Annotated in this window: 13 protein-coding genes; 7 read left to right on the top strand and 6 right to left on the bottom strand. The window is 58.7% G+C overall.

Features of this window, described 5'->3' with window-relative positions; all coding sequences use genetic code 11:
* Window positions 1-42: 42 nt before the first annotated feature.
* Together rhaI and J0X15_RS02350 are read right to left on the bottom strand one after the other, a co-directional pair.
* A complete protein-coding gene (gene rhaI, locus J0X15_RS02355; protein ID WP_209015006.1) occupies window positions 43-1,329 on the bottom strand; it encodes an L-rhamnose catabolism isomerase in 1,287 nt (428 codons plus the stop codon).
* Window positions 1,330-1,342: 13 nt separating this feature from the next.
* On the bottom strand, window positions 1,343-3,445 hold the full coding sequence (locus tag J0X15_RS02350; protein ID WP_206937912.1) for a bifunctional rhamnulose-1-phosphate aldolase/short-chain dehydrogenase: 2,103 nt from the start codon (window positions 3,443-3,445) through the stop codon (window positions 1,343-1,345).
* A gap of 184 nt (window positions 3,446-3,629) precedes the next feature.
* On the opposite strand from J0X15_RS02350, the gene J0X15_RS02345 reads away from it, so the two are divergent.
* The 7 genes from J0X15_RS02345 (at window position 3,630) to J0X15_RS02315 (ending at window position 10,838) form a co-directional block, all read left to right on the top strand.
* Window positions 3,630-4,436: a DeoR/GlpR family DNA-binding transcription regulator gene (locus J0X15_RS02345; RefSeq protein WP_206937911.1), complete on the top strand. Its 807-nt coding sequence runs from the start codon at window positions 3,630-3,632 to the stop codon at window positions 4,434-4,436.
* Between the two features lie 54 nt (window positions 4,437-4,490).
* Window positions 4,491-5,483 carry a rhamnose ABC transporter substrate-binding protein gene (rhaS, locus tag J0X15_RS02340; protein WP_206937910.1) on the top strand — a complete coding sequence of 331 codons (993 nt, stop codon included), beginning with the start codon at window positions 4,491-4,493 and terminating at the stop codon, window positions 5,481-5,483.
* An 84-nt stretch (window positions 5,484-5,567) separates the two neighbouring features.
* Window positions 5,568-7,127 carry a sugar ABC transporter ATP-binding protein gene (locus J0X15_RS02335; RefSeq protein ID WP_206937908.1) on the top strand — a complete coding sequence of 520 codons (1,560 nt, stop codon included), beginning with the start codon at window positions 5,568-5,570 and terminating at the stop codon, window positions 7,125-7,127.
* Window positions 7,124-8,104, top strand: a complete 981-nt coding sequence (locus tag J0X15_RS02330) for an ABC transporter permease (protein ID WP_206937907.1) — start codon at window positions 7,124-7,126, stop codon at window positions 8,102-8,104. Before J0X15_RS02335 ends, J0X15_RS02330 begins: the two co-directional genes overlap by 4 nt.
* Window positions 8,101-9,117 (top strand): ABC transporter permease, encoded by a 1,017-nt coding sequence (locus tag J0X15_RS02325; RefSeq protein ID WP_206937905.1) that lies wholly within the window; start codon window positions 8,101-8,103, stop codon window positions 9,115-9,117. Before J0X15_RS02330 ends, J0X15_RS02325 begins: the two co-directional genes overlap by 4 nt.
* A gap of 3 nt (window positions 9,118-9,120) precedes the next feature.
* Window positions 9,121-9,435, top strand: coding sequence for an L-rhamnose mutarotase (gene rhaM / locus J0X15_RS02320; RefSeq protein ID WP_206937903.1), 315 nt, complete (start codon window positions 9,121-9,123; stop codon window positions 9,433-9,435).
* Window positions 9,436-9,440: 5 nt separating this feature from the next.
* Complete coding sequence (locus tag J0X15_RS02315) at window positions 9,441-10,838, top strand: FGGY-family carbohydrate kinase (RefSeq protein WP_206937901.1); 1,398 nt, start codon at window positions 9,441-9,443, stop codon at window positions 10,836-10,838.
* 25 nt (window positions 10,839-10,863) lie between these two features.
* On the opposite strand, the gene J0X15_RS02310 is transcribed toward J0X15_RS02315, so the two are convergent.
* From J0X15_RS02310 to J0X15_RS02295, 4 genes are read right to left on the bottom strand one after another with little or no spacing between them, the layout of a single operon-like run.
* The gene (locus J0X15_RS02310; RefSeq protein WP_206937899.1) at window positions 10,864-11,802 is read right to left on the bottom strand and encodes a LysR family transcriptional regulator; all 939 of its coding nucleotides are present in this window, start codon (window positions 11,800-11,802) and stop codon (window positions 10,864-10,866) included.
* A 23-nt stretch (window positions 11,803-11,825) separates the two neighbouring features.
* Window positions 11,826-13,310, bottom strand: a complete 1,485-nt coding sequence (locus tag J0X15_RS02305) for an aldehyde dehydrogenase (protein WP_331461866.1) — start codon at window positions 13,308-13,310, stop codon at window positions 11,826-11,828.
* Window positions 13,311-13,329: 19 nt separating this feature from the next.
* Window positions 13,330-14,004 (bottom strand): DUF1028 domain-containing protein, encoded by a 675-nt coding sequence (locus tag J0X15_RS02300; protein ID WP_206937896.1) that lies wholly within the window; start codon window positions 14,002-14,004, stop codon window positions 13,330-13,332.
* 35 nt (window positions 14,005-14,039) lie between these two features.
* Window positions 14,040-14,459, bottom strand: coding sequence for a RidA family protein (locus tag J0X15_RS02295; RefSeq protein ID WP_206937895.1), 420 nt, complete (start codon window positions 14,457-14,459; stop codon window positions 14,040-14,042).
* Window positions 14,460-14,479: the final 20 nt, after the last annotated feature.

Raw genomic sequence — 14,479 nt, 5'->3', positions numbered from 1 at the left:
GGTCAAGCTTCTGCTTTTGCGATTCATGTCATTGCTTGTTGTTCAGACGATCCCGCCGCCAGCCCCGCTGACTGCCGGGCGAATCCCCGCGACCTTCTTGCGATATCCCGAAGAACGATAGGTCGCGACCGGATCAATCGCACCGCCGTTTTCCACCCGAGCCATTGCCAATATCGGCTCAACGTCGGTGCGGAATGCTTTCTTGAGGGTGGTGGTCGCCATCAAGGCATCATTTTCCTGCTGGAAGCCTTCCAATGCAGGCCGGTCAACAATCAGCGCCTGAGCATAGGCTCTTTGCACTTCCATGGCCGAGACCATCAGGCTTTCAATCGGATCGGTGACGTTGTGGGATTGATCGAGCATGTGGGCCGGGTCGAAGCCCGGTGCCTGGCGCTTTTCCGCATCGACCAGCTCATTGAACACCAGGAACAGGCGATAGGGATCGATGGATCCGGTGTCGAGGTCGTCGTCGCCGTATTTGCTGTCGTTGAAGTGGAAACCACCGAGCTTTCCGAATTGCACCAGTCGGGCAACGATCATCTCGATGTTGACGTTGGGCGCATGGTGGCCGAGATCGACGAGGCAATAGGCTTGCTCCCCCAGCTCCTGGGCGATCATGTAGTTGGTGCCCCAGTCCTGCACGACCGTGGAATAGAAGGCAGGCTCATACATCTTGTGCTCGGTGAAGAGCCGCCAGTCGCCCGGCAACTGAGCGTAGATCTGCTTGGCCGCATCGAGATAGCGCTCGAACTGTCGGGTGAAGTTGCTCTGACCGGGAAAGTTCGACCCGTCGCCGATCCAGACCGTGAGGGCCTTGGAGCCGATGGCCCTGCCGATCTCGATGCATTCCAGGTTATGTTCGACCGCCTGTTGGCGAGTGGCGGCATCAGTGTGGGAGAGTGAGCCGAACTTGTAGGAGTGGGGCTGACCTTCCTGATCCTGAAAGGTGTTGGAGTTCATGGCATCAAAGCCGAGGCCAAGCGCCTGGGCCTTGGCTTTCAACTCGGAAGGATCAGCCTTGTCCCATGGAATATGTAAGGAGACGTCAGGCGTCGCACGGGTCAGTTGCTGGATGACGCCGCAATCTTCCAGCTTGTCGAAGATATGCCGCGGTTCGCCTTCACCTGGAAAGCGGGCAAATCGGGTTCCCCCGGTTCCAACACCCCAGGACGGCACGGCAACCCCGTAAGCTGCGACTTTCGCCTTGATGGCATCAATCGGAATGCCGCACCGGTTGAGCTGCTCCCCAAGAGCGTCATAATCGGCCTTAAGGTTTTTTGCTCGCAGGTCATTTGTCTGCGCCACCACAGCGCTATCGATCATGGTCATATCGCAGCTCCCGTTAGCGGGTGAAGGCCTGGACGTTTCCGGCATCCACATTGATGATGTTACCAGTGGATTTGGCTGATAATTCCGAGGCAAAGAAATAGCTGGCTTCGGCAATGTCTTCCGGCAGAACGGAGCGTTTCAGCAGGGAACGCTGACGATAATGCTCTTCCAGTTCGGTGGTGTCCTTGCCGTAGGCGCTGGCGCGCTCCTTCAACCAGTCACCTGACCAGATCTTCGAGCCGCGCAGCACGGCGTCCGGGTTGACCACATTGACGCGGATGCCTTCTGGTGCACCTTCCAGCGCGAGACAGCGGGCCAGATGCAGCTCGGACGCCTTGGCCGTGCAATAGGCGCTGGCGCCGGGGGAGGCAGCCAGCCCGTTCTTTGAGCCAATAAAGACTATGGAGCCGCCCATCCCTTGTTTTTTCATAAGTTTGAAAGCTTCACGGGAGACCAGAAAATAGCCGGTCGAGAGGATCGACATGTTGCGGTTCCACAGCTCCAGCGAGGTTTCTTCCACTGGTGCAGAAGAGGCAATGCCGGCGTTTGAAACCAGAATGTCCAGGCCTCCGAACTCGGCGGAGGCTTTGGCAAAGGAGCTTGCGACTGCCTCTTCGCTGGTGACATCCATGGTGACGGTCCGCACGACATCCTTTGAGTAGGTCGATATCAAGCGTTCGGCTGTGGCGTCGAGCGCCGTTGCATCAATGTCCGCGAGAACGACGCAGGCGCCTTCGCGCAAAAAGCGTTCTGCTGTGGCGGAGCCGATGCCACCGGCGCCGCCGGTGACGAGGGCGACCTTGCCGGCAAGAGCCTTTGGCTTGGGCATGCGCTGAAGTTTGGCTTCTTCGAGCAGCCAGTACTCGATATCGAAGGCTTCCTGTTCAGGCAGACCCTGATAGGTCGAAACGCCATCTGCCCCGCGCATTACATTGATGGCATTGGTGTAGAACTCGCCGGAGATGCGGGCCGTTGCCTTGTCCTTGGCGAAGGTAATCATACCAACGCCGGGGATCAGGTAGGCAACCGCATTGGGATCTCGAAGCGCCGGGCTGTCAGCATGCTTGCATCGCTCATAGTAGGCGGCATAGTCATCGCGGTAGGCCTCAACAGCAGGCTTCAGGCTTGCAAGCGTCGCAGGGAGATCGGGGGACTGGGGATTGAAGTCGACCACCAGGGGGCGGATTTTCGTGCGCAGGAAATGGTCGGGGCAGCTGGTGCCGAGGCGGGCCAGTGCTTCCATATCGCGCGCGCACACAAATTCCAGAACTGCATCGCTGTCTTCAAAATGCCCGACCATCGGCTGCATGGCGGAAACCATTCCGCGAATTTCCGGCATCAGCGCCGCGGCGACTGTTTGGCGCTCAGATGGCGATAGGGCTGTGTGTTTCGGTCCGCCGAAAGCGTCCTTGCCGTCCAGCTTTGTCTCGAACCAACTCATCGCCTTGTTGATGATTTCCAGAGTGGTTTCGTAGCAGGTTCTGGCATCGTCGGCCCAGGTAAAGAGCCCATGGCTTTCCAGAACCACACCGCGTGCGTTCGGGTTTTCCAGGCAGAATTTTTCCAACCACAGGCCCAGCTCATATCCCGGCCGTTTCCAGGGCAGCCAGCCGATGTCATTACCGAAGATCTCCGAAGTCAGGGCCTTGCTGTCTTTTGCCGCGGCAATGGCGATGATCGCGTCCGGATGCATGTGATCGACATGGGACTTCGGTACATAGGCATGCAGGGGGGTGTCGATGGAGGCAGCGCGCGGGTTCAGGTTGAAGGTGCAATGGGGCAGGAAACCAACCATGTCATCTTCGAACTCAACGCCACGGTAGATGTCCTTGAGTGCGCGAAGCTTGTCCATGTAAAGAGTTGCGAAGCCGTCCATCTTGATGGTCCCGACATCGCCGCCGGAGCCCTTGACCCAGAGAACCTCGACTTCTTTGGCAGACAAGGGATCAAGCTGCATGACTTTCGCCGAGGTGTTGCCGCCACCGTAATTGGTGATGCGCTTGTCCGATCCGAGCAGGTTTGAGCGATATAGCAATAGGTCGGGTTGGCTCATCCCCTCAACTCTTGCATCGTCCCACAGGCTCTCAAGCCGGGGTGCGGCGGCAGCGTTCAACATGTCTTCCTCCCAAGGTATTGACCGACTGACGCCGATCTTTGCTAAAGCATGCCGGAACCACTCGGTTTGTCAATCACAATCGATCAAGTTCAATCATATTGCAGCGCATATAAATCATTTATGACGAATTTTGATTGACAATGAGTGGTGATGGTGGAAGCGTAGAGGGGCTTGGAGGATTGGAATGCACGAGAAAGAACGGCACAGGATCATATTATCAGCGGTACAGGAGCGGCCCGTGGTGACCGTTGCGGAACTGGTTGCCCTGACCGATTCCTCGGAAGCAACGATCCGGCGCGATATCGCGCAACTGCATGTTCAAAAGAAGCTGCGTCGGGTTCGTGGTGGCGCCGAGAGCATTCATCCGCCGCAATTCGTCGGGTTGGCGGGGCGCCCCTTCAGTGTCAACGAGACCATGCACGGCGTTCAGAAGCGCGCTATAGCGCGCGCTGCCGTGGAGTTGTGTGAGGATGGCGACAGCATCATCATCAATGGCGGGACAACCACCTTTCAGATGGTGCACCCGCTGGCGAGCAAACGCCTGCAAGTCTTTACCAACTCATTCCCCATCGCTGAGCATCTCCTGAAGCATTCCAAAAACACGATCATGTTGTCTGGCGGGACGATCTACCGCGAGCAGAACATTATTCTCAGTCCGTTCGAAAACGACGTGACCCGAAATTTCTATGCCAAGCGCATGTTCATGGGGGCGCAGGGCTTGGGGCCGCTAGGGTTGATGGAAGCAGATCCGTTGTTGATCCAGGCAGAGCAGAAACTCATCGGTCAGGCGGATGAATTGGTTGTGCTGGCAGACAGCTCAAAGTTCGAGAACCGCTCCAGTCTGATTCTGTGTCCATTGGGCCGGATCAGCACCGTGATTACAGATGAAGGCATTTCAGACGCAGCCGCCCAGATGATGGAGCAGGCAGACGTCAAATTGATTGTGGCGCCGTCAAGCGCGGCACAAACGCAGGCCGCTCGAAGCGGTTAGCGAGGTTGACCCGGGGTGTGGAGGCGCGTCGGGGGATCAAATTGGGAGGAAGACATGAAATTCTTGAACAAGCTTCTCGCTGCAACGGCTGTTGCAGCCGTCTGCATGGCCGGTCCGGCTCAGGCGGAAACCAAGCGCATCGCACTGGTGGTCAAGGCGCTGGGCATCGGCTTCTTTGAGGCTGCCGCTGAAGGTGCCAAGGAAGCCGCTGCCGAGTTGGGGGATGTGGAAGTCATCTACACCGGCCCGACCGACACGACGGCAGAAGGCCAGATTGAAGTGATCAATGCGCTGATTGCTCAGAAGGTTGATGCCATCGCGATCTCCGCCAATGACACGGATGCACTGGTTCCTGCGTTGAAGAAGGCCATGCAGCGTGGCATCACCGTGATCTCCTGGGATTCCGGCGTTGCGGCTGAAGGGCGTCAGCTTCATCTCAACCCGTCGTCCAACCCGCTGATCGGCAATATGATCATCAAGCTTGCCGCTGATCACCTGCCGGATGGTGGCGATGTGGCCGTGCTCTCCGCGTCAGCCACCGCGACAAACCAGAACATCTGGATCGAAGAGATGACTAAGGTCCAGGACAACTATCCTGGCATCAACGTGGTTGCGACGGTCTATGGGGACGACTTGGCCGACAAGTCTTACCGCGAAGCTCAGGGCCTCATGCAGACCTATCCAGACCTGAAGGCGATCATCGCGCCGACCTCTGTCGGGATCGTGGCGGCTGCCCAGGCTGTGTCGGATGCAGAAAAGGTTGGCCAGGTGAATGTCACCGGTCTTGGCCTGCCATCTGAAATGGCTGGTCACGTGCACTCCGGAGCATCCAAGTCCTTCGCCATCTGGAACCCGATCGACCTTGGCTACTCGGCGACCGTTCTGGCCTATAATCTGGCAACCGGTGTGGCCGAAGCAAAAGCCGGTGCGGAAATCCCGATGGGTCGCATGGGTACATTGACGCTCGACGACAACAGCGAAGGCGCCATGGCCGATCCGTTCGTCTACGACGCGTCCAACGTTGATGACTTCAAGGACATCTTCTAAGTCCCGATCAGTCTGAGCTGACGCCTCCGGTCCGGCACCAGCCGGACCGGATTGAACTGAAATCTACCGCCAGAGGCCCGGAAAATGGTCGTGCTTGCGCAGCTGCAGGACAGAGAAGACGTGCATCTTCAATCGCATATCGATGGGGCCCCAATCCTGTCGCTCAAGGGGATCTCCAAATCCTTTCCGGGCGTCAAGGCGCTGTCGGGCGTCGATCTTGATCTCTACCCTGGCGAAGTCACCGCACTTGTCGGTGAGAACGGCGCGGGGAAATCCACAATCGTCAAGATCTTGACCGGCATCTATCAGCCGGAAGAGGGCACCATAACGGTCAGCGGAGAGCCCTTGAACTTTCCAACGGCCCAGGATGCGGGCAAGGCCGGGGTCACGGCGATCCATCAGGAAACCGTGCTGTTTGATGAGCTGACTGTCGCGGAAAACATCTTTATCGGCCATGCGCCACGTGGGCGATTTGGGCTGATCGACAAGAAGACGCTGCGTCGTCGCGCCAAGGAGTTGCTGGACCGTATTGGCGCGCAGATCGACCCCGATGTCACACTGAAAGACCTCGGCATTGCCAACAAGCATCTCGTCGCCATTGCACGGGCGCTTTCGATCGATGCCAAGATCGTCATAATGGATGAGCCGACCGCGTCGCTCTCCTACAAGGAAATTGAAGAAACCTACGAGCTGGTTGAGCGGTTGAAAGCCGAAGGCAAGGCGATCCTGTTCATCAGCCACAAGTTCGACGAAATCTTCCGGATAGCCGACCGCTACACGGTTTTTCGCGATGGCGAGAAGGTCGGGGCGGGCAAGATCGCCGACGTGAATGAGCAATCTCTGGTCAAGATGATGGTCGGCCGCGCTGTCGATCAGGTTTTCCCGAACCGGGCGCCGGATTTGGGTGAGGAAGTGCTGAAGGTGGTGGGCTACAGCCACCCTACCGAATTCGAGGATATCGGCTTTTCTCTGCGCGCCGGCGAGATCCTGGGCTTTTATGGTCTGGTGGGAGCCGGGCGCAGTGAATTCATGCAGGCGCTTTTCGGTATTACCAAACCCTCCAAGGGCGCGATCCGGATTGACGGAAAAGTGGCTGTCGTGCGCTCGCCCAATGAGGCGATCCATCGCGGCATTGTGTATGTGCCGGAAGATCGGGGCAAGCAGGGGGCCATCAAGGGGCTGCCGATCTTTCAAAATGTGACGCTGGCTTCCCTTTCGCAAACATCCCGCAAAGGGTTCTTGAAACTCGCGCAAGAGTTCGAGATGGCGCGGGAGTACACGCAGCGGCTGGATTTGCGGGCGGCAGCACTCGATCAGGACATTGGTGAGCTGTCTGGTGGTAACCAGCAGAAGGTCGTGATTGCCAAATGGTTGGCGACGAAGCCGCGCGTGATCATTCTTGATGAGCCGACCAAAGGCATCGATATCGGCTCGAAAGCAGCGGTGCACGAGTTCATGGCGGAACTGGCCGCCCAAGGGCTCGCAGTGATCATGGTTTCCTCCGAAATTCCCGAGGTGCTTGGCATGTCGGACCGGGTGATCGTCATGCGCGAAGGTCGTATCGTCGCCGAATATGAGGGGGAAGCCCTGACGCCGGAAAGTCTGGTGCGTGCAGCAGCCGGCATTGAGGAGGCACGGGCATGACCGGGTTCTTGAAATCTCGCGAGGCCATTCTGGCAGGCGCCATTCTGGCCCTGCTGATCGGCGTTGCCAGCCGGTTTCCGGCGTTTGTCGCGCCGGCCAATCTCGCCAATGTTTTTAATGACACGGCCCCACTGATCATTCTGGCTTTGGGGCAGATGGTGGTGATCGTCACGCGCTGCATTGATCTGTCTGTTGCGGCCAATCTAGCGTTGACGGGCATGATCGTGGCCATGATCAACACAGCCGTTCCCGGTCTGCCCATTCCTCTCATTCTGGCGATTGCCCTGAGCCTTGGCGCGATGATGGGGCTGGTCAATGGGCTTCTGGTCTGGAAACTGGATATCCCGCCGATTGTCGTGACACTCGGGACGATGACTATCTATCGCGGCATCATCTTCGTGATTTCTGGCGGTGAGTGGATCAACGCTCATGAAATGAGCGACAGCTTCAAGGCCTTCCCACGCGCCAGCTTTCTGGGGCTCCCGGTGCTGTCGTGGATCGCCATCGTCTGTGTTGTGGCCTTTCTGCTTCTCATTAGCCGGACGCCGCTTGGCCGTGCCTTTTTCGCCGTTGGAGGCAACCCGCATGCTGCTGTCTACACGGGCATCGATGTCGGCAGCACTCAGTGTGCGGCCTTCGTTTTGTCGGGGATGCTGGCCGGTTTGACCGGTTATCTATGGGTAGCTCGCTATGCCGTTGCCTATGTTGACATCGCCGGAGGCTTTGAACTGGAAGTCGTGGCGGCCTGCGTCATCGGCGGGATCTCGATCGCCGGCGGCGTCGGATCGGTCGGTGGTGCGCTGATGGGCGCGCTGTTCCTGGGCATCGTCAAGAACGCCTTGCCTGTCATCAATATCTCGCCCTTCTGGCAGCTGGCGATTTCGGGCAGTGCCATCATCATTGCGGTGGCATTCAACGCGGCATCGAGCCGGACCAAGGGCCGGGTCATCCTGAAGAAAGCGGAGCATGCCATATGACCGTGACCTCTCTTGACCCACAGACCTTGGGACGCGTGCTTCCCAACCGGTTGAAGTCCCCGGTGAGGCGGTTTTTGACCAGCTGGGAGCTTCTGCTGTTGGTGGTTGCGGTGATGGTGTTTATCACCAATTCCTTTGCCTCCCCGTATTTCCTCGATCCGTGGAACTTGTCGGACGCCACCTTCAACTTCACCGAAAAGGCGATGATTGCCTTCGCTATGGGATTGTTGATCATTTCCGGTGAGATCGATCTGTCAGTTGCCTCGATCATTGCCCTGGCTTCCACGGCCATGGGGGCCGCCGTGCAGATGGGGGCAGATACGCCAACATTGGTGCTCGTCGGCCTGACCGTCGGGCTGCTCTGCGGCGCCTTCAACGGTTTTCTGGTCACAGGCATGGGGTTGCCCTCAATTGTCGTCACCATCGGCACCATGAGCCTGTTTCGCGGGATCTCGTATATCGTTCTGGGGGACAAGGCCTATACCGGCTACCCATCCGACTTTGCCTTTTTCGGACAGGGATACGTGGGATGGGTTATTTCCTTCGAGATGGTGCTGTTTGCAGCGCTGGCAGTGATTTTCGCAATTCTCCTGCATGCCACGAACTTTGGTCGGATGGTCTATGCAATCGGCAATAATCCGGTCGGATCGTTGTTCTCCGGTATTCGCGTGCCGCGGGTCAAATTCACACTCTTCTTGCTGACGGGCCTGATGTCTGGCGTCGCCGCCATCTGTCTGACTTCACGGCTCGGAGCGACACGCCCTTCGATTGCCTTTGGCTGGGAGCTTGAAGTGGTCACGATGGTGGTTCTTGGCGGGGTCAATATCCTTGGCGGATCGGGCAGCATTCCCGGTGTGGTCATTGCAGCCTTCGTCATGGGTATGGTGACCTTCGGCTTCGGCCTGCTCAATGTGCCCGGTATTGTCATGTCGATCTTCATCGGGTTGCTGCTGATCCTAGTCATTGCCTTGCCGCGCCTCGTGGGGCGCTATCTGGCCCGCAGAAAGGCTTGAGTCATGGAAAAGATCGCCTTCAAGATGCAGCTCAACCCGGGGATGAAAGCCGAGTACCAGAAGCGGCATGATGACATCTGGCCGGAGCTCGTCGACCTGTTAAAGCAGGCGGGAGTTCGGGATTATTCCATCCATCTGGACGAGGAGACACACAGTCTCTTTGCGGTTCTATGGCGCGAGGATGACCATGGCATGGAGGATCTGCCGTCTCACCCGGTCATGCGCAAGTGGTGGAACCATATGGCTGATCTAATGGCGACCGGTCCTGACAATGCGCCGGTGGTCAAACCGCTCTCCACCGTCTTTCATCTGGAGTGAAGCGCTTGCCTGATATTCGGCATGTGGGGGTGATCGACATTGGCAAGACCAATGCAAAGGTGGCGGCGGTCGAGCTGGAAACCGGTCGGGAGATCGGTGTCCGCAAGCAGGACAACGCCGTCTTGGCCTCGGGGCCTTACCCGCACTATGACATAGACGGGCTCTGGGCCTTTATTCTGGATGGCCTGCGCGACATGCACGCTGCTCATCACATCGATGCAATTTCGGTCACCACCCATGGCGCCTCCATCGTCTTGCTGGATGACGACGGCAATCTGGCCGCGCCTGTGCTAGATTATGAGTTCACCGGCCCTGACGCGCTGGGCCCGGCCTATGACAGCATCCGCCCCGCGTTTGCGGAGACCGGGTCGCCGCGGCTGGGCATGGGCTTGAATGTCGGCGCGCAACTTCATTGGCAGTTTCAGACCGATCCGGGACTTCTCGCGCGAACCGCCTGTGTTCTCACGTATCCGCAATACTGGGCCTATCGTCTGACGGGCGTGCAGGCAAATGAGGTCACCTCCCTCGGCTGCCACACCGACCTTTGGTGTCCGGAGAGCGGAACATTCTCCGCTCTGGTCGATCGGCTGGGCTTGAAAACAAAGATGGCGCCAGTCCAGCCCGCGACCCAAGTTCTGGGCACAGTCACGCCCGAGCTCGGGGCAACTCTCGGCGTGCCCGATGACCTTCCCGTTGTCTGCGGGATCCATGATTCCAATGCATCGCTCTATCCGCATTTGTTGAGGCGCAAGCCGCCATTCTCCGTGGTGTCTTCCGGCACTTGGGTGATCGTTCTGGCATTGGGAGGGGCTTCTGTCGATCTTGATCCTGCCCGCGACACGCTGATGAATGTGAACGCCTTGGGAGATCAGGTGCCATCGGCTCGTTTCATGGGCGGGCGGGAGTTCGATATGGTGATGTCCGGTCGGGTGTCAGGAGCCACACGGAAGGAAATCGACGAGGTCCTTCACCGCCATGTCATGCTGTTTCCCGCCGTTGAAACACGCTCTGGTCCCTTCAGGGGCCGTCAGTCTTGCTGGACGGTAGAAGAGGCGACGCTGAGTGACGGACAGCGTTTTGCCGCCGTCTCGTTCTATTTGGCGCTGATGACTGCCGAGTGTCTGAAGATGGCTGGCGGACGTGGGAAAACGATCGTTGAAGGCCCATTCTCACAAAATCAGCTTTATCTGGACATGCTTGCGAGTGCGACCGGGCGTCCTGTGGTCTCAAGCGACGGGTCCAGTACCGGCACTAGTGCGGGAGCTGCAATGCTACTCGCACCGGCCTTGCCGGATCTTGGCGCCGGCGCGGGGCAGGCTCCAAGAGATCCTGAGGTTGCCCCTAGCTTTCAGCCCTATGCGGCTGCATGGCAGGCCAGGGTTGCGGACTTTGCTCTTTTGTGAGGAGGCAAGGCAAGTCCAAGGAGCGCTAGAGGTTTTTCACGATGTCTCTGGCCATGCCGGGAATGTACCCGGTCGAGATGCAGGTTGCTGCGTGTTGGATGAAGGCCTGAAGCAGCTTGGTCTGGTTGAGCGCCGTTGCGGTTGCAAGGCCCAGGATCATCGGGCGATGCTCGCCCTCGATCCTGATCGGCACAAGCTTGCGCCCATCGAGCGCCCTGTCTGAGCGGGGAACGGCATTCATCAGAGTGTAGCCATAGCCGTTGGCGACCATGGTCCGGATCACATCGATTTGCGAGAAGCGGTAGGCGACGTTGGGCGAAAGCTTTTCCTGATTGAATAGGGAGAGAAAATACTCCCGCGAAAATGGCAGATCCAGAAGCACGCAGGGCAGACTGGCCAGTTCCTGCAAGGTGGTTGAGGGGCGGCGCGCCAACGGATGTCCTTCGCCCACCAGCGCATGCACCGGCAAGGCAACCAAGGGCCGGAAGGCGATGTCTTCAGAAAGTTGGAGATCGTAAGTGATCGCAACGTCGATCTCGGCGCGGCGCAACCCGGCCAGGAGATGCTCCTGATGAGCGGTCACTGGTGCTATTCTGCCAGCAGGAAAAGCGGTCGTGAAGGAGAGTGTCAGCTCCGGCACGATCATTGGCGCGAGGGTGGACAGGCACCCGAGTCGCAACTGACCACGAACTTCCTCGACGGAGGCTGAGGCGACCGCATAGAGGTCGCCTGCTTGTTCCAAAACCCGTCTGGCTTCTGCAAACAGGCTGGTGCCGGAGGGCGTAAGCGACAGCCCCTGGGCATGGTGACGCAGAAAAAGCTGCACGTTCAGCTCTTTTTCCAGCTGTGCAATTGCCGTTGAAATGGCCGGTTGGGAGACATGAATGCGTTCCGAGGCGCGGGCAATGCTTCCGGCTTCACCCGCGGCCACGAAGTACTCAAGCTGTTTCAGCGTGAAGCGCATTCAGGTCTCGTTCCGTTTTGGCTTTAGTACTTGATCCAGGTGGTTTTCAAACCACTGAACTTGTCGAATGCGTGCAGGGACAGATCTCGCCCGATGCCGGATTGCTTGAAACCGCCGAAAGGCGTCATCGGCGAGATCGCATCAACGGTATTAACCGAAACGGTGCCGGCTCTGAGCTTCGCGGACACGCGATGAGCCCGCGAAAGGTTGGATGTCCAGACTGAGGCCGCCAGACCATAGATGCTGTCATTGGCAATCCGGATAGCATCTTCCTCGGTTTCAAAGGTGACGATGGCAAGCACCGGCCCGAAGATTTCTTCGTGCGCCAATCGGTTGTCAGCCTCCACCGCGAAGATTGTCGGCTGAATGAAGCATCCCTTGCCTTCAACAGAGACCTGTTCGCCGCCGTGCAGCAGCTTTGCGGTCTGTTTGCCGTGCTCGACGAACGCCATCACGCGTTGTGTTTGGGTCTGGTCGACCATGGCGCCCATGGTCGAGGCAGGGTTCAGCGGATCACCGGGCACATAGGCCTGTGCCTTGGCAAGCAGCTTAGCGGTGAACTCCTCGGCAATGGAAGCTTCAACCAGGAGGCGGGAGTTTGCCGTGCAGACTTCGCCTTGGTTGAAGAAGATGCCGAGTGCTGCAAATTCTGCGGCCTTGTCCAGATCATCGCAGTCGGCAAAGATCAGATTGGGGCTCTTGCCGCCGCACTCCAGCCAGACCTGTTTCATGTTGGACTGCCCGGAATATTCCAGGAAGTATTTGCCCACTTCTGTTGAACCGGTGAAGGTGACGCAGTCGATGTCGGGGTGCAGGCCGATGGCCTTGCCAGCAGTTTCACCGTAGCCGGTGACAACGTTCAGCACGCCTTCCGGCAGCCCGGCTTCAATCGCCAACTCCGCCAGCCGCAGGGCAGACAGGGGGGACTGTTCGGCGGGTTTCAAGATCACGCTGTTGCCCATCGCGAGCGCAGGCGCACACTTCCAGGTCGCCATGTCGAGCGGGAAGTTCCAGGGCACAACGGCAGCAACAACCCCCAGGGCTTCTCTTCGGACAAGCGCCAGATCGCCGGCACCGGTCGGCGCAACTTCGTCGTAGACCTTGTCGATGGCTTCCGCATACCACTGGAAGATGGCAGCCGCGCCGGGCACGTCAATGGTGGCAGCGTCGTTCACCAGCTTGCCCATGTCGAGACTATCAAGCAGGGCCAGTTCGACGCTGTTTTCGCGGATCAACCCGGCGAGCTTCAGCAGAATGGCTTTGCGTTCGGCGGGTGATTGACCGGACCAGCGGCCGTCCTCGAAGGCTTCTCTTGCTGCTTTCACGGCAACATCGACATCGGCAGCATCGCAAGACGGGAGCGTTGTCAGAATGTTGCCAGTGGCCGGATTGATCGTGTCGAAGGTCTTGCCGGAGACCGCATCGACGTGCTGTCCGCCGATGAATGCCTTGGTGGGGAAACGGAGCGCCTTTGAGTGCGCGACCCAGTCGGAATAAGAGAGGTCCACGGTGGTCAGTCCTTGTTCGTCATTCGTCGCCGGGCACGCCGTAGCTGGGTGCGGCGGTCGGGTTGGTTGCGCGGGTGACATAGTCTTCAAGTTGCGGCTTGTAGAGAAGCCAGAGCGCCTTGAGCTCCTGGATGGTGTCGCCATCGGTCCAGTCAACGCGAAGGTCGGAAATGGGCCAACTGACATCGCGGACCATATAAAGGCCGGCGGAATGCACGGGGCCTGCTTCACCCCCGGCTGCCTGTCCTGCTTCCATTGCAGCAATCAGCCGGTCGCCCAGATCACCGGTGGACGCCACGAAGGCCTCGACCATGGCTGTGGGCACGCGGTCATTGGCCAGCAAATTGCCTGCGGCGGCGCAATCAGTCCCGCGAGCCACGGCGTTGATGCCAAGGGTTTCCGAACCCGAATGCAGGGCGGCGTTTCCTGATTGATCCAGAACGACAATCTGACGCCAGTCTGCGGTTGGATAGTCTTTGAGCAAGGCGGCAAGTGCGGCGTCTGCGTTTAGCCCCTGCTGCAGCAAGTCAAGACCTTTTGACCCGAGCGAGGGATCGGTGATGTTCTGGGAGGCCACAACCCCGGCTCCGGCGCGAGCATGAGCACAGCGGGCCGCAACGGCTGGCGACGACGAGGAAATGGCAATACCCATGGCGCCTGTCTTCGGGCATCGCGCGGAGATGGAAAAGGTCATATCGGTCTCACGGGGTTCTGGAAGGGAGGGGCGGCTCAGGCTTCGTCGGGTATGACGGCGATCGCGTCGATCTCGACAAGCCACTCAGGCCGAGCGAGCGCAGAGACCACGATGCCGGTCGAGACCGGAAACACGCCCTTCAACCATTTGCCTACGACGCGGTAGACGTCTTCCCGGTAGCGCGGATCAACAAGATAGATCGTGATCTTGGTGATGTGGTCGAGCTGGCCGCCGGCTTCTTCCACCAGCATCTTGATGTTGGCCATCGCTTGTTCCGCCTGACCCGAAGCATCGCCGATGGCGACGTTCTCAGCGGTGTCGAGGTTCTGGCCGATCTGTCCCCGGACAAAGATCATGGACCCGCGCGCGACGACGACCTGACAGAGATCATTGTCGAGCTTCTGCTCGGGATAAGTGTCCTTGGTGTTGAACTTGCGAATGCGTGTGTGAGCCATATGGCGCTCCGGTTTCCTGG

Source organism: Roseibium limicola, assembly GCF_017313085.1.
In the GTDB taxonomy this organism is placed as follows: Bacteria; Pseudomonadota; Alphaproteobacteria; order Rhizobiales; family Stappiaceae; genus Roseibium; species Roseibium limicola.
This window is presented reverse-complemented; position numbering and strand designations above follow the sequence as displayed.